Source organism: Pseudomonas sp. BN505 (genome assembly GCF_029873175.1).
GTDB classification, from domain to species: Bacteria; Pseudomonadota; Gammaproteobacteria; order Pseudomonadales; family Pseudomonadaceae; genus Aquipseudomonas; species Aquipseudomonas putida.
The window spans coordinates 147,451-168,386 of record NZ_SSOI01000032.1; the positions used below are offsets into that span (position 1 = coordinate 147,451).

Sequence of the window (20,936 nt, forward strand, 5' to 3'; positions counted from 1 at the left end):
CTCATGGGCACCAGTAGATGTCCAGGGGGTCGTGAAGAAAAGCGCGAATCGGCATTTCAGTAAGGTCGTTGCCAGCCAGCGCGGCGCGCAGGGTAGCGAGTTTGCCCGGCCCTTGCACGGACAGCGCGAGGAAGGCGGCGCTGGCCAGCAGCGAGCGGGTCATCGAAAGGCGCTGGTGCGGCACGCTCGGCGCCAGCAACGGCAGGCAGCGACGCGTGCTGGCCAGGTCCAGGCCTGCTTCCAGGTTGGGGCTGGCGGGGAACAGCGAGGCGGTATGGCCATCGTCACCCATGCCCAGCACCAGCACGTCGATCGGCGGCAGCCCGGTCAAGGCCTGGTCGGCCTTGAGCGCAGCGGCATCAAGGTTTTCCGCCTGCTGGTACAGGCCAACAAAGCGGGCCTTGGCCGCCGCACCCGTGAGCAGATGGCGGGCCAACAGGCCAGCGTTGCTGTCAGCATGCTCCACCGGCACCCAGCGCTCATCGGCCAGGCTGACGGTAACCTTGGCCCAGTCCAGGGGCTCACTGGCCAGCTTCTCAAGGAATGGCACCGGGCTGCGGCCACCAGACAGCACCACGCAGGCCTGGCCCTTGGCAGCAATGGCTGCACGAAGGCGCTCGGCCACATCATGGGCCAGGGTTGCAGCCAGCGTCTTGGCGTCGGCCAGCTCGTGAACCTTCACGGCCGCCGGCAATTTCAGTTCAGATATCCCCATACCACGCCCTCCCATCGCGTGTAATCAATGCAATCGAGCTCATCGGCCCCCAGGAGCCCGCCGCGTAAGGCTTGGGCGCATCGCCCGCATTACGCCAGCCGGCGATCAACTGGTCGCACCACTTCCAGGCATATTCGATTTCGTCCTTGCGCACGAACAGGTTCTGGTTGCCACGCATCACTTCGAGCAACAGGCGCTCGTAGGCATCCGGAATCCGCGTACTGCGCCAGGTGTCAGAAAAATTGAGCTGCAACGGGCCGCTGCGCAATTGCATGCCTTTGTCCAGGCCCTGCTCCTTGGTCATCACCCGTAAAGAAATGCCTTCGTCCGGTTGCAGGCGAATGATCAGCTTGTTACCGATTTGCAAACGCTGTTCCGGGGCGAAAATGTAGTGCGGCGTTTCCTTGAAGTGGATGACGATCTGCGACAGCTTCTGCGGCATGCGCTTGCCAGTACGCAGGTAGAACGGCACGCCCGACCAGCGCCAGTTGCGGATATCGGCACGCAGGGAGACGAAGGTTTCGGTGTCGCTGCGGGCGTTGGCGTTGTCCTCTTCCAGGTAGCCAGGTACCGGCTTGCCCTCGCTGTAGCCGGCAATATACTGACCACGCACCACTTGGGTGCTCAAACCCTCGCCCGTGATCGGCGCCAGGGCCTTTAGCACCTTCACCTTCTCGTCACGAATGGCATCGGCGGACAGCTCGCTGGGCGGGTCCATGGCGATCAGGCACAGCAACTGCAGCAGATGGTTCTGGATCATGTCGCGCAATTGGCCGGCCTTGTCGAAGTAGCCCCAGCGGCCTTCGATACCGACTTTCTCGGCAACGGTGATCTCCACGTGGGAGATGGAATTCTGGTTCCACTGGGTTTCGAACAGGCTATTGGCGAAGCGCAGGGCAATCAGGTTCTGCACCGTCTCCTTGCCCAGATAGTGGTCGATACGGTACACCCGGTTTTCGGGGAAGAACCGCGCCACGGCATCGTTGACCCGTCGCGACGACTCCAGGTCGTGGCCGATGGGCTTCTCCAGCACCACCCGGGTACGCGGGGCCAGCCCGGCGTTGTCGAGGTTTTCGCAGATGGCCCCGTACACCGCTGCCGCCGTGGCGAAGTAGGCGATCAGCGGCAGGTCGCCCGGCAACTGCTCGGCCAGGGCCCGGTAACCCTCAGGTTGCAGGAAGTCCAGGTGCTGGTAGCTCAACCGGGCCAGGAAGCGGCCCAATGCAGCAGGCTCGATATCGGCCTCGGGCACATGCCGGCGCAGGTGGGCTTCGATGCTGTTCAGGTGCTCCTGCGCGCTGCCTGCCTCGCGGGCCAGCGCCAGCAGGCGGGTGTCCGGGTGCAGCAGGTTGGCCCGGTCGAGCTGGTAGAGCGCAGGAAACAGCTTGCGCAACGCCAGGTCGCCAAGGGCGCCAAACAGGGCAAACGTGCAAGGATCGACACTGATCGCAGCCATGATGTAGGTTCTTTCCTAAAGTTGGTCTAGGAATACCGCTTTCGAATACGGTTTTCAAGGGATAATGTAGTAAAAACCACAACATTGCACACAAGTATTACAGACAAGTGGTGCGCCACCCGCACCGACAGTACGATAGACGACCGTGCAAAAAGCCTGCTGCTTCGTCAGCCGGCTGTCTTCCCGACCCAAGGACACACCCATGGACCGCGTGCGAAACCTCCTGGAGCAGATCCAGGGACGCCTCGACGAGCTGAACAAGGCCGAACGCAAAGTCGCCGAAGTCATCCTGCTCAACCCGCAACAAGCCACCCGCTTCAGCATTGCTGCGCTGGCCCAGGCGGCCAAGGTCAGCGAACCGACCGTCAACCGCTTCTGCCGCTCGTTTGGCGTCAGCGGCTACCCCGAACTCAAGCTGCAACTGGCACAGAGCCTGGCCAGCGGCGCCGCCTACGTCAGCCGCGCGGTAGAGGCCGACGATGACCCGGCAGCCTACACCCAGAAGATCTTCGCCAGTGCCATCGCCTCGCTCGACGGCGCCTGCCAGCAACTGGACCCGCAGCAGGTCAGCCGCGCCGTGGACATGATGATCCAGGCCCGGCAGATCCACTTCTTCGGCCTGGGCGCCTCGGCCCCGGTGGCCCTGGACGCCCAGCACAAGTTCTTCCGCTTCAACCTGGCGGTGTCGGCCCACGCCGATGTACTGATGCAGCGCATGCTGGCCTCGGTAGCCCACACCGGCGACCTGTTCGTGATCATTTCCTACACCGGGCGCACCCGCGAGCTGGTCGAAGTGGCCCGCCTGGCCCGTGAAAACGGCGCCTCGGTGCTGGGCCTGACCGCCGCAGGCTCGCCGCTGGCCAACGCCTGCAGCCTGAGCCTGCACATCCCGTTGCCGGAAGACACCGACATCTACATGCCGATGACCTCGCGGATCATCCAGCTGACCGTGCTCGATGTGCTGGCCACTGGCATGACCCTGCGCCGCGGCGTCGACTTCCAGCCGCACCTGCGCAAGATCAAGGAAAGCCTGAACGCCAGCCGCTACCCGATCGAGGACGACGAACTCAACTGAGCCGGTGCGCCTGCAGGCGCAGGTGGGCACGCTGCCCCGGCGCCAGGCTCAGGCCCTCGCCACTGCCGCTGGCGGCCTCGACGCAGACAAAGCGCTGGCTTTCACGGCCAGTTACGCCCATCAGCGGCCGGTTACCCGGGTGCCAGACTACGGTGTCGTCGCTGTCGCCAGTATCGATGCACAGCTCGCGCTGCCAGGCCGGGTCCTGCAGCTGCACCCTCGGCGTGCCGGGGTAAACCTTCTGACAGCCGCCCTTGAGCTTCAGCGCGCCCTCTTCACGGCAGGCCTGGCGGTTGAGGCGGTCGTAACCTTCGATATCCTCCAACCCGGACAGCGCTATCTCGGACACGTCGCTGATACGCCAGTACGCCAGGAGCGCATGGCTCAACTGGCAGGGTTCGCTGTCCTGGTGCTCGGTGCTCAGGCTCAGCTCCATACGGCTGCCCAGCCTTGCGTGCAGGTCGACCTGCCAGTCGCACAGGTCCAGGCGCCACTTCAAGGTCACGCCCTCCTCGTCTTCGCGGCTGTCCACCAGCTTCCAGTCCAGCAGGCGCGCCCAGCCATGGGCCGGCCACAGGTCCTCACTGGGGTGACGGCCATACCACGGCCAGCACACCGGCACGCCGCCACGGATCGCCCCCACCTGCGGCCACTGCTCGGCGCACCACAGCCAAGGCCGTTCACCTGCCGGCTGAAAGTGCAGCAGCTGCGCGCCCTGTCGGCTGAATACCGCCTGGCAACGGGGGTGATCGATGATCAGCACATCGCGCTGCTGGTAACGCTCCCACTCGAATGTCGGCCTTGGCCGCTGCGAGGAAAAGAAGCGATGGAGCGGATGTTCGGGCATGGTTCAGAGCTCTTGTTGTTTGAGATAGCGCTGTCTCGGCCTATCCCCGACAACCACTGCAGGCCAGTGGGTGCCGGGAACCGAAAAGGGATTGGCGTAAATTTACAACAAATGCCCTCAGAATGACGACTGAATCTTCAAGCCCGCGACCAGCGCGTTGTCCACTTCGTCCACCCCGCCCGGGCTCTTGATGTACTGCAGGTTGGGCCGTACGGTCAGCCAGTTGGTGACGTGGAAGCCGTAGTAGAGCTCGGCGTTGTACTCGGTGCGTTGCAGCGGAACGAAGCCCGGGTTGTCGTAATCGTTGATACCACTCTGGGCATTGAGCAGTTCGGCGCGTTTCTTCACGTCGTCATTCACATGAATACGCGCCACACCGAAGCCGATGTCATCCTTGGGTCGGGCGTCGAAGGCGCCTTTGTAGACCAGCCCCACCTGCTGGTAGTTGTCGACCACGTTGGTGGCCTTGTCGTGCACGGTGAAGTTGGCGAACAGGCTGAGGCCGCGGTTGACGTCGCCACCTTGGGCGGTGACCTGCTGCTGCGCCACTACCCACCAACCGTGCTTGCTGGAATGCGACTTGAATGCCCCGCCAGTCAGCGCCTGCGGGTTGCCGTTGACGTCGTCGAACACATCGTCGGCCTTGGCTGTGCTGTAGTAGTAACCCAGGCGGTACTCCCCCGGCAGGCCGTTGACCTTGGGCGACCACACCGCCTCCACCGGCAGGATTGCCCCCTTGGTGCCGCTGCCGCTGAGCTTGAAGCCATTACCGGTTTCCAGGTTGGAGGGGTTCTGCTCGAAGGCGCCGACCTGCACGAAGAATTCCGGGGTGATGTTGTACTTCACTCGCAGCGCCCACTGGCTGACCGGCCAGTTGTACCAGATGCCGCCCACCCAGTTGCCTACTTGCGAGCCGCAGAAGGCCAGGTTCTGGAAGTCGCACGGGAAGCTGTTGAAGTCCTCGCCCTCGCCAAAGCGGCCGAATTTCACGTCCAGCGCGCCGTCGAAGTACTTTTGCTTGATCCACATCTGAGTCAGGCGCCAGGTCTGGCCGCGGCCCCACACCTCCTGCACCGAGCTGAACTGCCCGGCGCGCGGGTCGCTGATGCGGTCGTTGGACAGGTTGCGGCCGCTGCGCTCGGTGATCGCCAGCTTGAACTCGGCATCGTGCCACCCGAAGATCTTCTGCAGGTCCAGGTGTGCACCAAGGGCAAACTGGTCGCTGTAGCGTGCAGTCTTGTCGTCGTTGTAGCCACCGTGCAGGTTGCCGGCCACCTCCCCGACGTAGTCGAGGGTGAAGTCGTAGCCCTTCTCCAGCAACTCGGTACGAGTGCCGCCCCAATCCCCGGTCATCCATTTCGATTCGCTGGAAAAAGCCTCGGCAGCCTGCACGCCGCTGCTGCCGACAACGGCGAGCAAAGCCAGCGAGCCCAATGTCCTGATACGTTTGCGCTGTTCCATCCCTTTGCGTCCTCTTTTTTCTTATTGATGGTGTAGACGAGTCAACGGCCCTTCAAGTGAGCCACGTTGTCCTTTGCGGTTGCGACAGTGCTGGCCAAGCGTATGCGCTCGCCACTGTCGGCGTCGAACAGCAGCACCCGGGCCGGGTCGAATTGCAGGTTGAGGGTGTCACCCACGCTGCACGCCACATCCGGCGCAAGGCGGCAGCACACCTTGGTCTGGTTGAGGGTGACAAACACCAGCAAGTCGGGCCCGGTAGGTTCGGTAACCTGCACCTCGGCGCGAATACCCGGCAAGCCATTGCCCTGCACAGCGCCCAGGGCGATCTGCTCAGGGCGGATGCCCAGGATGATCTCGCGGCCATCCAGTTCGTCAGCTGCCAGCCCCAGGGGCAACTCGCAGCGCGCCTGGCCGCTGTCGAGCAGCGCCAGCAAGCGGCCGTCCTGCCTGGCCAGGCGCACCGGAATGAAGTTCATCGGCGGCGAACCGATGAAGCTGGCGACAAACTGGTTGGCCGGGTCGTTGTAGATCTGCTGCGGGGTGCCGAACTGCTGGATGATGCCGTCCTTCATCACCGCCACCTTGTCACCCAGGGTCATGGCCTCAATCTGGTCATGGGTGACGTAAACGGTGGTGGTCTTCAGGCGCTGATGCATCAGTTTCATTTCGGTGCGCATCTCGACCCGAAGCTTGGCATCGAGGTTGGACAGCGGCTCATCGAACAGGTAGATCTTTGGCCGCCGCGCCAGCGCGCGGCCCATGGCTACCCGTTGTTGCTGGCCACCGGACAGCTGTGCCGGCTTGCGCGCCAGCAGGTGCTCGATCTGCAGCAGCTTGGCGACCCGCGTCACTTCTTCATCGATGGCCGCCTGCGGCATCTTGCGGATCTTCAGGCCAAATTCGATGTTCTCGCGCACGCTCATCGTCGGGTACAGCGCGTAGGACTGGAACACCATGGCGATGTCACGGTCCTTGGGGCTCATGCCGCTGACGTCCTGCTCGTCGATGAGGATCGCACCGCCGGTGATTTGCTCCAGGCCGGCGATGCAGTTCATCAGGGTGGATTTGCCACAGCCAGAGGGGCCGACCAGGATCAGGAACTCGCCATCTTTGATCGACAGCTGGATGTCCTTGAGGGTGTCCGGCAGGCCGCTGCCGTAGGTCTTGTTCACATTGCGAAGTTCGAGCGTTGCCATGACTTACCCCTTTACCGCGCCGGCCGTCAGCCCGCGCACGAAATATTTGCCTGCAACCACATAGACCAGCAGGGTTGGCAGGCCGGCGATCATCGCTGCCGCCATGTCGACGTTGTATTCCTTGGCTCCGGTGCTGGTGTTGACCAGGTTGTTCAAGGCCACGGTGATCGGTTGCGAATCACCGCTGGAAAACACCACGCCGAACAGGAAGTCGTTCCAGATCTGGGTGAACTGCCAGATCAGGCAGACCATGATGATCGGCGTGGACATCGGCAGGATGATGCGCCGGAAGATGGTGAAGAACCCGGCCCCGTCCAGGCGCGCGGCCTTGACCAGCGCATCAGGGATGCTCACGTAGAAGTTGCGGAAAAACAGCGTGGTGAAGGCCAGGCCGTAGACCACGTGCACCAGCACCAGGCCGCCGGTAGTGCTGGCCAGGCCCAGCTTGCCGAGGGTGAACGAGGCCGGCAGCAGCACGGTCTGGAATGGCAGGAAGCAGCCGAACAGCAGCAGGCCGAAGAACAGCTGCGAACCACGGAAGCGCCACATCGACAGCACATAGCCGTTCAGCGCGCCAATGGTGGTGGAGATCAGCATCGCTGGCACGGTGATCATGATCGAGTTCCAGAAGTAACCGCTGACCGTGCCCCAGGCCTTGACCCAGCCAATGCCGGTAATCACCGCCGGCCAGCTCAGCAGGTTGCCGGTGCTGATATCTTCAGGGGTCTTGAAGCTGGTCAGCAGCATCACCACCAGCGGCACCAGGTACAGCAGCACAGCGCTCAGCAACACCGCGTGGATGGCGATACGGCTCAGGCTGAGCGCGGGTTTGTCGACAGGGCTATGCATGGCGCTTGCTCCGCAGCTCCGAGTACAGGTACGGCACGAGGATCGCCAGGATCGCCCCGAGCATGAGGATGGCGCTGGCCGAGCCCATGCCCATCTGGCCGCGGCTGAAGGTGAACGAGTACATGAACATTGCCGGCAGGTCGGACGAGTAGCCCGGGCCGCCAGCGGTCATCGCCGCCACCAGGTCGAAGCTCTTGATGGCAATGTGCGAAAGGATCATCAGTGCACTGAAGAACACCGGGCGCAGGCTGGGCAGCACCACGGTCCAGTAGATGCGCGGCAGGCTGGCGCCATCCATCTGCGCCGCACGGATGATCGACGGGTCGACCCCGCGCAGGCCGGCCAGGAACATTGCCATGATGAAGCCCGACGCCTGCCACACGGCAGCGATCACCAGGCAATACACTACCCGGTCGGGGTCGATCAGCCAGTCCAGCCGAAAGCCCTCCCAGCCCCAGTCGCGCAACAACTTGTCCAGGCCCATGCCGGGGTTGAGCAGCCACTTCCAGGCGGTGCCGGTAACGATCATCGACAGCGCCATGGGGTACAGGTAAATGGTGCGGATGAAGCCCTCACGGCGGATGCGCTGGTCCAGCAGCACCGCCAGCAACACGCCGATGGCCAGGCTGATGGCGATGAACAGACCACCGAACAGCAGCAGGTTCTTGCTTGCCACCCACCAGCGGTCGTTGTCGAACAGCCGCGCGTATTGCGCAAGGCCGGCCCATTTGTAGGTGGGCAGGAACGTCGAGGTGGTGAAGGACAGCACGAAGGTCCAGAGGATGTAGCCGTAGAAGCCCACCAGGACGATGAACATGCTGGGGGCCAGCACCAGCTTGGGCAGCCAGCGCTGAAGCGCGTCCAGGGGTGAGGCCCGCAGTTGGGCGGTAGTCGTGGTCATGGTTCAGATCCCCGTTTCAGAAACGGCACGCACTTCTGTAGGAGCAGCCTTGTGCTGCGAACAGGCCATTGCAGGCACAGCAATGCCTCAAGCCATCCCGGCCCTTTCGCAGCACAAGGCTGCTCCTACAGGATGATTGGCAGCTTTACTGGGCAGCCTTGATCGCCGCCGCCAGCTTCTTCGCCGCATCGGCCGGGTCGGCCTTGGGGTCGTTGATGTAGTTGGTCACTACATCGAAGAACGCGCCCTGCACAGCCAGCGTGGTGGCCATGTTGTGCGCCATGCTCGGCTGCAAGCCGCCATTCTTGGCGTCGGCCAGGAAGTCCCTGGCCGACGCCTGCGCGCAGGCATCGAAGCCATACTTGCCCATGTCGGCAAGCATGTCGTTACGCACCGGGATCGACCCCTTGTTGCTGCTGAAGACCTTCTGGAAGTCCTGGCCCAGCACTTTGCGGGCAATGTCCTGCTGGCCGGCAGACGTGCCGGCGTTGTTCTGCTTGAACACCACCAGCGAGTCGATGTTGTAGAGGAAGGCGTTTTCGGTACCGGGGAACGGCACGCACTGGTAATCCTTGCCGGCGGTTTTCTTGGCCAAGGTCCATTCGCTCTTGGCCCAGTCGCCCATGATCTGCATACCGGCCTTGCCGTTGATGACCTTGGCCGCTTCCAGGTTCCAGTCCTGGCCTTTGCCATCCGGGTCCGTGTAGGTGGCGACCTTTTTCAGTTCGGTCAGCGCCTTGACCATGTCTGGGCCGGTCAGGGCGGCGTTGTCGAGATCGACCATGGCCTTCTTGTAGCCCTCGGCGCCCATCACCGACAGCACCACGCTTTCGAACACGGTGCTGTCCTGCCACGGCTGGCCGCCGTGGGCGAGCGGGATGAAACCGGCGGCCTTGAGTTTGTCGGCAGCAGCGTAAAATTCGTCGAGGGTGGCAGGCGCCTTGTCGATGCCAGCTTTCTTGAAGGCCTCGGGGTTGATCCACAGCCAATTGGTACGGTGGATGTTTACCGGCACGGCGACATAGTCACCGTCGTACTTCACGGTGTCGGCGACCTTCTTGTCGAGCAATGCGTCCCACTTTTCCTCCTTGGCCACATCCTTGAGCACATCGCCGTCGAGCAGGCCGGTGGCCGCCCAATCCTGAATGTCTGGCCCTTTGATCTGTGCGACACCCGGCGGGTTGCCGGCTACCGCGCGGCTCTTGAGCACGGTCATGGCCGTGGCACCGCCACCGCCAGCGACGGCGCCATCCTTCCAGGTAAAGCCGTCTTTCTCGACCTGGGCCTTGAGCACATCGACAGCCGCTTTTTCACCACCGGAGGTCCACCAGTGCACCACCTCGACACTGCCTTTGGCTTCGGCAGCCTGGGCACTGAGCGGGAGTAAGGAAGCCAGGGAAATTGCGGCAGCGAGACGGAGCGTGGGATTCATCGAAGCACCTTTCTTGTTGTTATGCCGTGCAAGTCGGTCGCTTGCGTTGCATGGAGTCTAAACAGCGTGCCCACCCCGCCAGGTAACGAAGCGATGCGTGAATGTCATCGTTTGGTTACATTGCCCGCGCAGGCAACACAACGCTTCACTCCATGCCCCGCGGCAGGTGCAAAGTCACCCGCAAGCCACCCTGCCTGAGGTTCAGCAAGCTCACCTCGCCCCCATGGCTATGGGCAATGTTGCGCGCGATACCCAACCCCAGCCCATAGCCCTGCTGCTGTCCGGCCAGCCGAAAATGCGGCTCGAACACTTGCTCCAGCTGCTGCTGCGGGACGCCCGGCCCCTGGTCGTCCACCTGCAGCACAAAGCCCTCGGCACTGTCGATGATGCGCAGCCGCGCCTGCTCGCCGTACTTGATGGCGTTGTCGATCAGGTTGCCGATGCAGCGCCGCAGCGCCAGTGGCTTGCCTGGGTAAGGCGCCTGCGCCCGGCCTTCGACCGTGATCCGGCCATCACGCAGATAAGGCTCTGCCAGAATTTCCAGCACCTGGTTGAGGTCGACCGGCTCTATGTTCTCGTGGATATCGGTGTCCTTCACGCACTGCAGCGCACCTTTCACCAGCAGCTCCAGCTCGTCCAGGTCCTGGCTGAACTTGGCCTGCAGGCGCTCGTCCTCCAGCAGTTCGACACGCAGGCGCAGGCGGGTGATCGGCGTGCGCAAGTCGTGGGAGATGGCGCTGAACAGCTGGCTGCGTTCGGTCAGGTAGCGGCTGATGCGCTCACGCATGCTGTTGAACGCCCGGCTTACTTCGACCACTTCGCTACCACCACCTTCCGCCACCGGCGCCACATAGGCGCCCAGCGACATCTCCCGCGCAGCGCGCGCCAGGCGCTTGAGCGGCCAGCTCTGCCAGTGCACCAGCAAACCGATGAACAACAGCAGCAAGGCGGTGGTGAGCACGATGAAACCGATCTGCTGGCGTGGCAGGCGTTCGGCCTCAAGGCTGGTATAGGGCTCAGGCAGCAACGAGGCGATGTACAGCCACTCGCCCTCGCCCAGGCGGATCTGCGTCACCAGCACCGGCGGGTTGAGCGGCTCCAGGGTCAGTGAGTAATGCGCCCAGGAGCGTGGCAGCTCGTCGAGTTTCAGGCCGCTGTTGAAAATGCGCAGATCGTCGGGCGCGACGAACTCAACGGAAATATCCATCTGCGAGCCCAGTCGCTCATGCAGTACCTGCTGGAATACATCGATCACCGCCTGCTTGCGTGGGGTGATGGGCAGCACGGGCATGTCGAGCGGCTTGGCGTTGAGCGAGACGAAAAACCGCGTGCCGCCCATGCTGCGCAACTGGTCGAGCACCATCGGCCGATAGGCCACCGGCAGCGAGCGGAAGTAACTGACGCTGGCGCTCATGGAATGGGCCAGGCTGCTGGCGCTGGCGCGCAGGCCCTGCAGCTGGCTGGCACGCAACTGGGCCACCCAGATGATGCTCGACAAGCCTTGGGCCAGCAGCACTACCAACAGGGTGAGCAGCAGCATGCGCCCCAGCAGCGAGCGCGGCAGCAGCCGCCAGCGCCGCTCAGGGCGCACTGCAGACATGCGCCGCCAACAGGTAGCCGCTGCCACGCACCGTACGGATCAGCCGCGGGGGCTTGTCGGTATCGCGCAGGCGCTGGCGCAGGCGGCTGACCGCCATGTCGACGATGCGGTCCAGCGGCATCGGCTCGCGGCCACGGGTGGCGTTGCCTATGGTGTCGCGGTCGAGAATCTGCTGCGGATGGTCGAGGAACAGTTTGAGCAGGGCGAAGTCGGCGCCGGACAGAATCACCTCTTCGCCGTCGTGGTGGAACAGACGGTGGCTGACCGTGTCCAGGCGCCAGTCGTCGAAAGCCAGCACCGCACTGCCCGGCGCCGACTGGCCGAATTCGGCGCGGCGCAGCAGGGCCTTGATCCTTGCTTGCAGTTCCCGAGGGCTGAAGGGTTTGCCCAGGTAGTCGTCGGCGCCCAGCTCCAGGCCAATGACCCGGTCGGCTTCGTCGGAGCTGGCGGTGAGCATGATGATCGGCACCCGTGCCTGGCGCGGGTGCTGGCGCACCCAGCGGCACAGGCTGAAGCCGTCTTCGTCGGGCAGCATGACGTCGAGGATGACCAGGTCGCAGGGGGTGGTTTCCAGCGCGTGACGAAAGCCTTTTCCATCGGCTTCGGCATGCACCTGGAAGCCGGAGCGACTTAGGTAGGTTTGCAGCAGTTCGCGGATTTCCTGGTCGTCGTCGACCATGAGGATCGATTTGCCGGCAGTGCTCAAGGTGGTCCTTCCTCTTGTTAGTTACAGGTCTTGGTTGCCTGTTATTGGGGCCGCTTCGCGCCCCATCGCGGCACAAGGCCGCTCCTACCGGGACCGTGCTGTGCCGGAACGATCAGCGGCCCCTTACATTTATCTGTGGTCCAAGGCCTGCTGCAGGGCCACACCGGCCCCCAGCAAGCCGGAAAACTCCGCCGTTACCAGCCACACCGGCACACCGGCGAAGTAACCACTCATGCAGCCCTTGTCGGCAAAACTCGCGGCAAAGCCGCTACGCAGGAACAGTTCGGCAAAACGCGGAATCACACCGCCGACAATATAGACTCCACCCCGCGCGCCCAGGGTCAGCACATTGTTACCCGCCACGCGCCCAAGAAACCGACAGAACTGCTCGACCACCGCCAGCGCCCGTGGCTCGCCGCCCAGCGCTGCGTCAGTAATCTGCGCCGGGGTCTTGTGCCTGGGTATGTCGCCATCCAGCGCACAAATTGCCTGGTAAAGCCGCACCAGGCCACCGCCACTGAGCACGGTCTCGGCACTGACATGGCCGATCTGCCCGTGGATCTGTTGGTGGATTGCCGCTTCGCGGGCATTGCCCACCGGCAGGTCGACATGGCCGCCCTCCCCCGGCAAGGCCTGCCAGTGCTGTTCGCCCAGACGCAGCAGCGAACCCACGCCAAGGCCAGTACCTGGCCCGATCACCAACGCTGGCCGCGACGGGTCAGCCTGACCAGGGCACACCTCGCGAAACTCCCCTTCGCGCAGGCGGGTCATGCCCAGCGCCATGGCGGTGAAATCGTTGATCAGCAACAGCCGCTCAACCTGCAAGGTCTTGCAGAAAGCCGTACGGCTAAGGCGCCAATGGTTGTTGGTAAAGCGAAATTCATCGCCATCGACCGGCCCTGCTACCGCCAGGCATACAGCCGCCAAGCCGCCGCGGGCGATACCTTGGCCTTCGAGATAAGCCTCGATAGCCTGCTCCGGGCTGGTGTAGTCCGCAGTGGCGAAGACTTTTACCTCATGCAGCTGGTTGTCACGCCACAACGCAAAACGGGCATTGGTGCCACCAATGTCACCAACCAGCAGGTCCTTCATTTGAGGTTCTCCAGGGCTGAGGTGAAGGCACTCGCGCCCTGTTCTGCCGGGCTGAACGCCATGCGCATGAAGCCGAACAGCTCGCGCCCGCAGCCCAGGTCATTGCCCTGGGGGGCCGGCGGCAGGTCGCGGCTGGCCAGTTCTTCGGCCGACACCATGACCCGCAATGTGCCTTCGACGCCATCGACCCTCACGATATCACCATCGCGCACCCGCGCCAGCGGGCCGCCGTCATACGCCTCGGGGCAAACGTGGATGGCCGCCGGGATCTTGCCCGAGGCACCGGACATGCGCCCGTCGGTGACCAGCGCCACTTTGTAGCCACGGTCCTGCAGCACACCGAGGAAGGGTGTGAGCTTGTGTAATTCAGGCATGCCGTTGCAGCGCGGGCCCTGGAAGCGCACCACGGCGACAAAGTCGCGTTCCAGCTCGCCGGCCTTGAACGCATCGGCCAGCGACTGCTGGTCCTGGAACACGCGCGCCGGGGCTTCGACCACCTGGTGCTCGGGGGCGACAGCAGACACCTTCATCACGCCACGGCCCAGGTTGCCTTCCATCACTCGCAGGCCGCCTTCGGCCGAGAACGGCCGCGCCACCGGGCGCAGGATGCTTTCGTCCAGGCTCTGTTGCGGGCCCTCGCGCCACACCAGCTTGCCATTGTCGAGGAACGGCTCCTGGGTATAGCGGCGCAGGCCGTGGCCAGCCACGGTGTTGACGTCTTCGTGCAGCAGCCCGGCATCCAGCAGCTCGCGAATCAGGAAGGCCATGCCACCGGCGGCCTGGAAGTGGTTGATGTCGGCCTTGCCGTTGGGGTAGACGTGGGACAGGGTTGGCACCACCTCGGAGAGGTCGGCCATGTCCTGCCAGGTCAGCTGGATACCTGCCGCCTGGGCGATCGCCGGGATATGCAGGGTGTGGTTGGTCGAGCCGCCCGTGGCGTGCAGGGCGACAATCGAATTGACCAGTGCCTTCTCGTCGACGATTTCGCCCAATGGCATGAAACTGCCGCTGGCCTTGGTCATGCGCGTGACCTGCTGCGCGGCCTCGGCGGTGAGGGCGTCGCGCAGCGGCGTGTACGGGTTGACGAACGAGGCGCCCGGCAGGTGCAGGCCCATCACTTCCATCACCAGCTGGTTGGTATTGGCGGTGCCGTAGAAGGTGCAGGTACCTGGGCTGTGATAGGAGTTCATCTCCGACTCCAGCAGCTCTTCACGGCTGGCCTTGCCTTCGGCATAACGCTGGCGCACATCGGCCTTCTGCTTGTTGGAGATGCCGGACACCATCGGCCCGCCCGGGACAAAGATGGTCGGCAGGTGGCCGAAGCGCAGCGCGCCCATCATCAGGCCTGGGACGATCTTGTCGCAGATGCCCAGCATCAGCGCGGCATCGAACATGTTGTGCGACAGCGCTACGGCCGTGGACATGGCGATGACTTCGCGGCTGGCGATGGCCAGCTCCATGCCAGGCTCACCCTGGGTCACGCCGTCGCACATGGCCGGCACGCCCCCCGCGAACTGCCCGACCGAACCGACCTCGCGCAGTGCCTGCTTGATCTGCTCGGGGAAGTGCAGGTACGGCTGGTGGGCAGACAACATGTCGTTGTAGGCCGAGACGATAGCCACGTTGGCCGCGTTCATCAGGCGCAGAGTCTGCTTGTCCTCGCTGCCACAGCCGGCCACGCCATGGGCGAAGTTGGCGCATTGCAGGCTGGCACGCATGGGGCCTTCACCGGCCGCGCCGCGAATCAGCTGCATGTAGCGTTCGCGGGTGGCTCGGCTGCGTTCGATCAGCCGCTGGGTGACCTCAAGGATGCGCGGATGCATGTACTGGACTCCAGGCTAATTGTAAGGGCGGTTTACCGGGCATTTCCCCTCCAAACGATTGCGGCCTAGGCTCAAGCAAAGGAGCCTGCTGCATCGGTGGAGGCGCATCGCCCAACCACTCGTTGTATGTTTAAACAAAATACTGCCACTAAAAAGGGTTGTTTTCTATCGGCTAGTGAATAATCTTGTAATTCCAACAACAAAACCGTTTCAGTGAAGCTCCTTTTTGCCACAGGTTTCACTCGGACTGCCAGAGGTACTGCCATGACCCTACGCATCGCCATCAATGGATTCGGCCGCATCGGTCGCAACGTCCTGCGCGCACTGTATACCCAAGGCTACCGCCAGGACCTGCAGGTCGTCGCCATCAACGACCTGGGCGACAGCGCCATGAATGCTCACCTGCTCAAGTTCGACAGCGTGCACGGCACGTTCGACGCCACGGTCGAGGCCGACCACGAAAGCCTGACGGTCAATGGTGACCGTATCGCGGTCAGTGCCATCCGCAACCCGGCCGAACTGCCCTGGAAGGCCGAGGCGATCGACGTGGTGTTCGAGTGCACAGGGCTGTTCACCGACCGCGCCAAGGCCGCTGCACACCTTGCGGCAGGGGCGGGCAAGGTAATTGTCTCGGCGCCGGCCAAAGGTGCCGATGCCACCGTGGTGTACGGGGTAAACCATGACATCCTGCGGGCCTCGCACCAGGTCATTTCCAACGCCTCCTGCACCACCAACTGCCTGGCACCGATCGCCCAGGTGCTGCACCGCGAGTTCGGCATCGAGCAAGGCCTGATGACCACCATTCACGCCTACACCAATGACCAGGTGCTGACCGACATGTACCACAGCGACCCGTACCGGGCGCGCTCGGCCACCCAGTCGATGATCCCCAGCAAGACCGGCGCCGCCGAGGCCGTAGGCCTGGTGCTGCCGGAGCTGGCCGGCAAGCTGACCGGCATGGCAGTGCGGGTGCCGGTGATCAACGTGTCGCTGGTGGACCTCACCGTCAACCTCAAGCGCGAGGCCACGGCCGAGCAGGTCAACCAACTGTTCCTCGAAGCCAGCCAGCATTCCAAGGTATTGGGCTACAACGCGTTGCCATTGGTTTCCTGCGATTTCAACCACAACCCGCTGTCGTCGATTTTCGATGCCAACCATACCCGGGCCAACGGGCGCATGCTCAAGGTGCTGGCGTGGTATGACAACGAGTGGGCGTTCAGCAACCGCATGCTGGATAACTGCCTGGCGTTGTGCCAGGCCCGTTGAGCCGGACACAGCATCTTCACCGCCTATGAGATCGAGCGCCGCGCGGGCGGCGCTCGATCTCAAATGCACAGAAAATCCTCCGCCAAGCGCCTGCAGCCTCACAATCTTTACCATTTCCTAACACATCCACACTTGACCAACGGCACGGATGATAAGCATTATCATTAACCTTTCGTCGGCCAGGTCCCCCCGTGAGTCAGTCCCGGTTCAACTCCGTCTTCCTCGTCCAGCGCCTCACCCTGTTGCGTACCTTGCAGCGCATGGTTGGCAACCCCAGCACGGCCGAAGACCTGCTGCAGGAAACCTACCTGCGTGTGTCCCGCGCCCTGGGCGAGCGGCCCATCGAGCACATCGAGCCGTTCGTGTTCCAGACCGCGCGCAACCTGGCACTGGACCACCTGCGCGCACGCCGGGTGCAGGCACGCATGCTGGTCGACGACGTACCCGACGAAGTGCTGCACAGCGTGGCCGCACCCGCCACCAGCAGCGAGGATGCCGCCCACGCCGAGCAGCTGCTCAAGCACCTGAGCGTCAGCCTCAACCAGCTGAGTGAACGCCAGCAGCGCATTTTCATCCTCAGCCGCCTGCACGGCGCCACCTACCTGGAAATCGCCGAACAACTCAGTGTTTCGCCCAGTACGGTGCAAAAGGAACTGAAACTGATCATGGCGATCTGCATGGGTGTTGCCGAACGCCTCAAGTAAGCTGACCGCAGGCGAACGGCGACGCAAAGCCCTTGCCACACCCCGTCTTAGCCTTGATCATTCGCAAAAAACCATTCAAGGATTCACCGTGACCGACAGCCCTGCCCCTCGCCCGTCACCTGCCGGGCCTAGTGCCCGTGCTCGTGCCATGGACGAGGCGCTGGACTGGCTGGTGCGCCTGCAATGCGCCGATGCCGCAGACACCCAGGCCTTTGAAGCCTGGCTGAGTGCCGCGCCAGAAAACGCCGAGGCCTATGTCGAGGCAGAAGCACTGTGGAACGGTATGCCGTTGCACCAGGCGGCCACGCAGATGCACCAGCAGCAACGCCGCTCGTGGCGCGGGCGCCTGCGCAGCCACTGGAAACCCCTGGCCACCGCTGCAGTGTTGCTGGTCGGGCTGTTCACCGTCGGCAACCTGCCTACCCGCCTGCAGGCCGACCACCTGACCGTGGTGGGCGAGCGCCAGCGCCTGCAACTGGAAGACGGTGCAAAAGTGCTGCTCAACACCAATTCGGCATTTGCCAGCGACCGCCGGGACGGCCGCCAGGTTGCTCGCCTGCTACAGGGTGAGGCCTACTTCCAGATACCCGAGGGCGCACTGCTGCCGCTTGAGGTAGAGGCCGGGCCGTTGCGCGCACAGGTGCGCGATACCGACTTTGCCGTGCGCTACCTCGATGGCGAGGCTCAGGTGCGGGTGCAACGCGGCGATGTCGACCTGCAAGGGGCACGCGACCAGCGCATCCGCCTGAGTGCCGGCGACAGCATCAGCGTGGGCCCGCAGGGCTTCGGCCAGCGCCAACGCGCCGACATGCAAAAGGACCTGGCCTGGGTCGACGGCCGCCTGGTGTTCGAGAATTGCCCGCTGAGCCAGGTGCTGGCTGAAGTGCGGCGCTACTATCCCGGCTGGATCATCAACCGCAATGCCCAGCTCGAAGACGTTGCAGTCACCGGCAACTACCGCCTCGACCAGCCGTTGGAAACCCTGCGCGCACTGGCCCATATCACCTCGGCACAGCTGCATGAGTACCCTGCGGTGGTGATTCTTAACTGACCCCGAAATTATTTTTACGCGATCGCCCTGCCCCGCCCGTCTCGTTATAGCCAATGCAACTGATTCTTGTTTGAAAACGAGAACAGCAATCACCTATAACAGCCCGCGCATCAGGGAGCGCTTTCGATGTCCACTGGTCCTACCCGCACGTCCACCCTTCCCCGCCGAACCGGGCAACTGTCCCTGATGACCCTGGCCCTGCTCGCCAGCGGCGCTTGCAGCCTGCCAGCGCTGGCCGCCGAACCGGCCCAGGCCAGCAGCCCGCGCATGGGTGACTACCGCTTCAGCATCGGCCAGCAGCCGCTGGTGTCGGCGATCAATGCCTTCAGCCAGGTCACCGGCTGGCAAGTCGGCTTCAGCGCCGAGCTGGCCGACGGCGTGGCTTCGCCGGGTGTACAAGGCTCGCTGCCGCCAGATGCCGCCCTCAAGCGCCTGCTGCAGGGTACCGGGCTGAGTTTTCGCAAGATCAGCAACGGCAACGTGGTGCTTGAGCGCCAGGCTGGCGGCAACGTAATCGCCCTGCAGCAGGTGACCGTCAGCGCCACCCGGAGTGCCCAGGACGTCAGCCAGGTGCCAAGCACCGTCAGTGTGCAGACCCGAGAGCAGCTGGACCGGCAGAACGTCAACAACATCCAGGACCTGGTGCGCTACGAGCCGGGCGTATCGGTGGCCGGCACCGGCCAGCGCAGCGGCCTGAACGGCTACAACATCCGTGGTATCGACGGCGAGCGGATCCTCACCCAGGTCGACGGTGTATCGATCCCGGACAGTTTCTTCTACGGCCCCTACGCCCAGACCCAACGCAACTACGTCGACCCGGAAATCGTCAAGCGCGTGGAAATCCTCCGCGGCCCGGCCTCGGTGCTGTACGGCAGCAATGCCATCGGCGGCGCTGTGAGCTACTTCACCCTCGACCCCGACGACATCATCAAGCCCGGCAAGGACGTCGGTGCGCGGCTGAAGACCGGCTACAGCTCGGCCGACGAAAGCTGGCTGACCTCCGCCACCGTGGCCGGCCGCGAGGGTGATTTCGATGGCCTGCTGCACCTGAGCCAGCGGAACGGCCACGAGACCGAAACCCACGGCAGCCACAGCGGTGCCGGCCTGTCGCGCACCGAAGCCAACCCGATGGACGTGCGCACCACCAACGTGCTGGCCAAGCTGGGCTGGAACTACGACGACGACGCGCGCCTGGGCTTCACCTACGAGCGCTACAAGGATGACCGCGACCAGAACATCCTCAGCGCGGTGGGCGGGCCGTTCATTCCGGGCTTTGGCGGCATGGGTTACTACAAGGCGCGCAGTGGCAACGACACCATTACCCGCGAGCGCTTTGGCATCAACCATGAGTTCGGCCTGGATTCGCTGGTCGCTGACCACGTCAAGTGGAGCCTCAACTACCAGATCGCCAAGACCGACCAGCACACCGAAGAAGTCTACGCACCGCCTGGCCGCCAGGTACTGCGCACGCGTGACACGACCTACAAGGACCGCCAGTGGGTCTTCGATGCCCAGCTGGACAAGGCATTCAGCATCGGCGCCACCGACCACCTGCTGACCTATGGCACCACGATCAAGCACGAGAAAATCACCGGTACGCGCAGCGGCACGGGCACCTGCCTGGCCGTGGGCTCCGGTTGCTCCGCCGCAGGCGCCGAACGCCCGGCAGACGGCCAGGTTCTGGTCAGCGACTTCCCGGACCCGACCGTGAACACCTACAGCCTGTTCGTGCAGGATGAAATCCGCTGGAACAACTGGACCTTCATGCCCGGTGCGCGCTACGACTACACGCGCATGGAACCCAAGTTCACCGACGAATTCCTGCGTGGCCTGGAGTCCACCGGCACGGCACCCACCTCCCAGGACGACTCGGACAAGAAATGGCACCGCGTCTCGCCCAAGTTCGGCCTGACCTACGCTTTCAACGACAATTACACCTGGTATGGCCAGTATGCCGAAGGGTTCCGTACCCCGACCGCCAAGGCCATGTACGGAAAGTTCGTGAACCTTGAGGAAGGTTACCGCGTAGAAGGCAACCCAGGCCTGGAACCGGAAAAGAGCAAGAGCTATGAAACCGGCCTGCGTGGCAACTTCGACGCGGGTAACTTCGACGTCGCGGTGTTCTACAACAAGTACCGCGACTTCATCGACGAAGATGCGGTGCAAAGCGCCAATCTGGAACAGACCTTCCAGGCCAACAACATCAAGCACGCCACCATCAAGGGTGCCGAGGTCAAGGGCCGCCTGAACCTGGATCACTTCGGCGCGCCGCAAGGCCTGTATACCCAGGGTTCTATTGCCTACACCTATGGTCGCAACGATGACACCGGTGAGCCGCTGAACAGCGTCAACCCGCTGAAGGGCGTGTTCGGCCTCGGTTACGAGCAGCAGAACTACGGCGGCCTGCTGAGCTGGACGCTGGTCAAGCGCAAGACCCGTGTCGACGACTCCAGCTTCTACTCGCCAGACGGTTCGAGCTCGAAGTTCCGCACCCCGGGCTACGGCGTGCTGGACCTGACCGGCTTCTACAAGGTGACCGACGACGTGACCATCAACGCCGGCCTGTACAACCTCACCGACAAGAAATACTGGCAGTGGGACTCGGTGCGCAGCTACGACGGCCAGGGTGAAGCCGCTGTGACCCAGCCAGCCAACATCGACCGCCTGACCATGCCGGGGCGCAACTTCGGTATCAATGTGGTTTGGGATATCTGATCCCTTCCGCCTGTACCGGCCTCTTCGCGGGCACGCCCGCTCCCACA

At 63.5% G+C, this 20,936-nt stretch carries 17 protein-coding genes; 5 read left to right on the plus strand and 12 right to left on the minus strand.

Annotation, left to right across the window (positions count from 1 at the left end; genetic code table 11):
* Position 1: 1 nt before the first annotated feature.
* Together pgl and zwf are read right to left on the minus strand one after the other, a co-directional pair.
* A complete protein-coding gene (pgl, locus tag E8E78_RS09750; protein WP_197864814.1) occupies positions 2-715 on the minus strand; it encodes a 6-phosphogluconolactonase in 714 nt (237 codons plus the stop codon).
* Entirely contained in the window at positions 702-2,171 is a 1,470-nt protein-coding gene (gene zwf / locus E8E78_RS09755; RefSeq protein ID WP_280312130.1) for a glucose-6-phosphate dehydrogenase, read from the minus strand. The genes pgl and zwf overlap by 14 nt, the downstream gene beginning before the upstream one ends.
* 211 nt (positions 2,172-2,382) lie before the next feature.
* Here zwf and hexR point away from each other — a divergent pair, with 211 nt between their 5' ends.
* Positions 2,383-3,246, plus strand: coding sequence for a DNA-binding transcriptional regulator HexR (hexR, locus tag E8E78_RS09760; RefSeq protein ID WP_169725179.1), 864 nt, complete (start codon positions 2,383-2,385; stop codon positions 3,244-3,246).
* Here the strand turns inward: hexR and E8E78_RS09765 are convergent.
* From E8E78_RS09765 to edd, 10 genes are all read right to left on the minus strand, one after another.
* Positions 3,239-4,093 carry a D-hexose-6-phosphate mutarotase gene (locus E8E78_RS09765; RefSeq protein WP_043196831.1) on the minus strand — a complete coding sequence of 285 codons (855 nt, stop codon included), beginning with the start codon at positions 4,091-4,093 and terminating at the stop codon, positions 3,239-3,241. The genes hexR and E8E78_RS09765 overlap by 8 nt on opposite strands.
* Positions 4,094-4,210: 117 nt before the next feature.
* Positions 4,211-5,554: a carbohydrate porin gene (locus E8E78_RS09770; protein ID WP_016501279.1), complete on the minus strand. Its 1,344-nt coding sequence runs from the start codon at positions 5,552-5,554 to the stop codon at positions 4,211-4,213.
* Between the two features lie 41 nt (positions 5,555-5,595).
* Positions 5,596-6,750 carry a sn-glycerol-3-phosphate ABC transporter ATP-binding protein UgpC gene (ugpC, locus tag E8E78_RS09775; RefSeq protein ID WP_274138300.1) on the minus strand — a complete coding sequence of 385 codons (1,155 nt, stop codon included), beginning with the start codon at positions 6,748-6,750 and terminating at the stop codon, positions 5,596-5,598.
* Positions 6,751-6,753: 3 nt separating this feature from the next.
* Positions 6,754-7,599 carry a carbohydrate ABC transporter permease gene (locus tag E8E78_RS09780; RefSeq protein WP_280312133.1) on the minus strand — a complete coding sequence of 282 codons (846 nt, stop codon included), beginning with the start codon at positions 7,597-7,599 and terminating at the stop codon, positions 6,754-6,756.
* Entirely contained in the window at positions 7,592-8,500 is a 909-nt protein-coding gene (locus E8E78_RS09785; RefSeq protein WP_003255050.1) for a sugar ABC transporter permease, read from the minus strand. Before E8E78_RS09785 ends, E8E78_RS09780 begins: the two co-directional genes overlap by 8 nt.
* 145 nt (positions 8,501-8,645) lie before the next feature.
* Entirely contained in the window at positions 8,646-9,932 is a 1,287-nt protein-coding gene (locus tag E8E78_RS09790) for an ABC transporter substrate-binding protein (RefSeq protein ID WP_049275728.1), read from the minus strand.
* A 145-nt stretch (positions 9,933-10,077) separates the two neighbouring features.
* On the minus strand, positions 10,078-11,532 hold the full coding sequence (locus E8E78_RS09795; RefSeq protein ID WP_280312134.1) for an ATP-binding protein: 1,455 nt from the start codon (positions 11,530-11,532) through the stop codon (positions 10,078-10,080).
* Positions 11,513-12,238: a two-component system response regulator GltR gene (gene gltR, locus E8E78_RS09800; RefSeq protein ID WP_043196841.1), complete on the minus strand. Its 726-nt coding sequence runs from the start codon at positions 12,236-12,238 to the stop codon at positions 11,513-11,515. The genes E8E78_RS09795 and gltR overlap by 20 nt, the downstream gene beginning before the upstream one ends.
* Before the next feature lie 129 nt (positions 12,239-12,367).
* Positions 12,368-13,330 (minus strand): glucokinase, encoded by a 963-nt coding sequence (locus E8E78_RS09805; RefSeq protein WP_049277579.1) that lies wholly within the window; start codon positions 13,328-13,330, stop codon positions 12,368-12,370.
* On the minus strand, positions 13,327-15,153 hold the full coding sequence (edd, locus tag E8E78_RS09810) for a phosphogluconate dehydratase (RefSeq protein WP_280312135.1): 1,827 nt from the start codon (positions 15,151-15,153) through the stop codon (positions 13,327-13,329). The genes E8E78_RS09805 and edd overlap by 4 nt, the downstream gene beginning before the upstream one ends.
* A gap of 264 nt (positions 15,154-15,417) precedes the next feature.
* On the opposite strand from edd, the gene gap reads away from it, so the two are divergent.
* The 4 genes from gap (at position 15,418) to E8E78_RS09830 (ending at position 20,889) form a co-directional block, all read left to right on the plus strand.
* Positions 15,418-16,419: a type I glyceraldehyde-3-phosphate dehydrogenase gene (gap, locus tag E8E78_RS09815; protein WP_049277581.1), complete on the plus strand. Its 1,002-nt coding sequence runs from the start codon at positions 15,418-15,420 to the stop codon at positions 16,417-16,419.
* A 191-nt stretch (positions 16,420-16,610) separates the two neighbouring features.
* Positions 16,611-17,123 (plus strand): sigma-70 family RNA polymerase sigma factor, encoded by a 513-nt coding sequence (locus tag E8E78_RS09820; protein ID WP_003255059.1) that lies wholly within the window; start codon positions 16,611-16,613, stop codon positions 17,121-17,123.
* 88 nt (positions 17,124-17,211) lie between these two features.
* Entirely contained in the window at positions 17,212-18,174 is a 963-nt protein-coding gene (locus E8E78_RS09825; RefSeq protein WP_049277583.1) for a FecR domain-containing protein, read from the plus strand.
* Positions 18,175-18,300: 126 nt separating this feature from the next.
* Positions 18,301-20,889, plus strand: coding sequence for a TonB-dependent receptor (locus tag E8E78_RS09830; protein WP_049277584.1), 2,589 nt, complete (start codon positions 18,301-18,303; stop codon positions 20,887-20,889).
* Positions 20,890-20,936 lie beyond the last annotated feature (47 nt).

Bases quoted from the DNA above. Each gene is read 5' to 3' on its own strand.
- E8E78_RS09765 (WP_043196831.1), bottom strand. From the start codon at position 4,093: ATGCCCGAACATCCGCTCCATCGCTTCTTTTCCTCGCAGCGGCCAAGG.
- pgl (WP_197864814.1), bottom strand. From the start codon at position 715: ATGGGGATATCTGAACTGAAATTGCCGGCGGCCGTGAAGGTTCACGAG.
- ugpC (WP_274138300.1), bottom strand. From the start codon at position 6,750: ATGGCAACGCTCGAACTTCGCAATGTGAACAAGACCTACGGCAGCGGC.
- gap (WP_049277581.1), top strand. From the start codon at position 15,418: ATGACCCTACGCATCGCCATCAATGGATTCGGCCGCATCGGTCGCAAC.
- E8E78_RS09770 (WP_016501279.1), bottom strand. From the start codon at position 5,554: ATGGAACAGCGCAAACGTATCAGGACATTGGGCTCGCTGGCTTTGCTC.
- edd (WP_280312135.1), bottom strand. From the start codon at position 15,153: ATGCATCCGCGCATCCTTGAGGTCACCCAGCGGCTGATCGAACGCAGC.
- E8E78_RS09790 (WP_049275728.1), bottom strand. From the start codon at position 9,932: ATGAATCCCACGCTCCGTCTCGCTGCCGCAATTTCCCTGGCTTCCTTA.
- E8E78_RS09785 (WP_003255050.1), bottom strand. From the start codon at position 8,500: ATGACCACGACTACCGCCCAACTGCGGGCCTCACCCCTGGACGCGCTT.
- E8E78_RS09805 (WP_049277579.1), bottom strand. From the start codon at position 13,330: ATGAAGGACCTGCTGGTTGGTGACATTGGTGGCACCAATGCCCGTTTT.
- zwf (WP_280312130.1), bottom strand. From the start codon at position 2,171: ATGGCTGCGATCAGTGTCGATCCTTGCACGTTTGCCCTGTTTGGCGCC.
- E8E78_RS09795 (WP_280312134.1), bottom strand. From the start codon at position 11,532: ATGTCTGCAGTGCGCCCTGAGCGGCGCTGGCGGCTGCTGCCGCGCTCG.
- E8E78_RS09780 (WP_280312133.1), bottom strand. From the start codon at position 7,599: ATGCATAGCCCTGTCGACAAACCCGCGCTCAGCCTGAGCCGTATCGCC.
- E8E78_RS09830 (WP_049277584.1), top strand. From the start codon at position 18,301: ATGTCCACTGGTCCTACCCGCACGTCCACCCTTCCCCGCCGAACCGGG.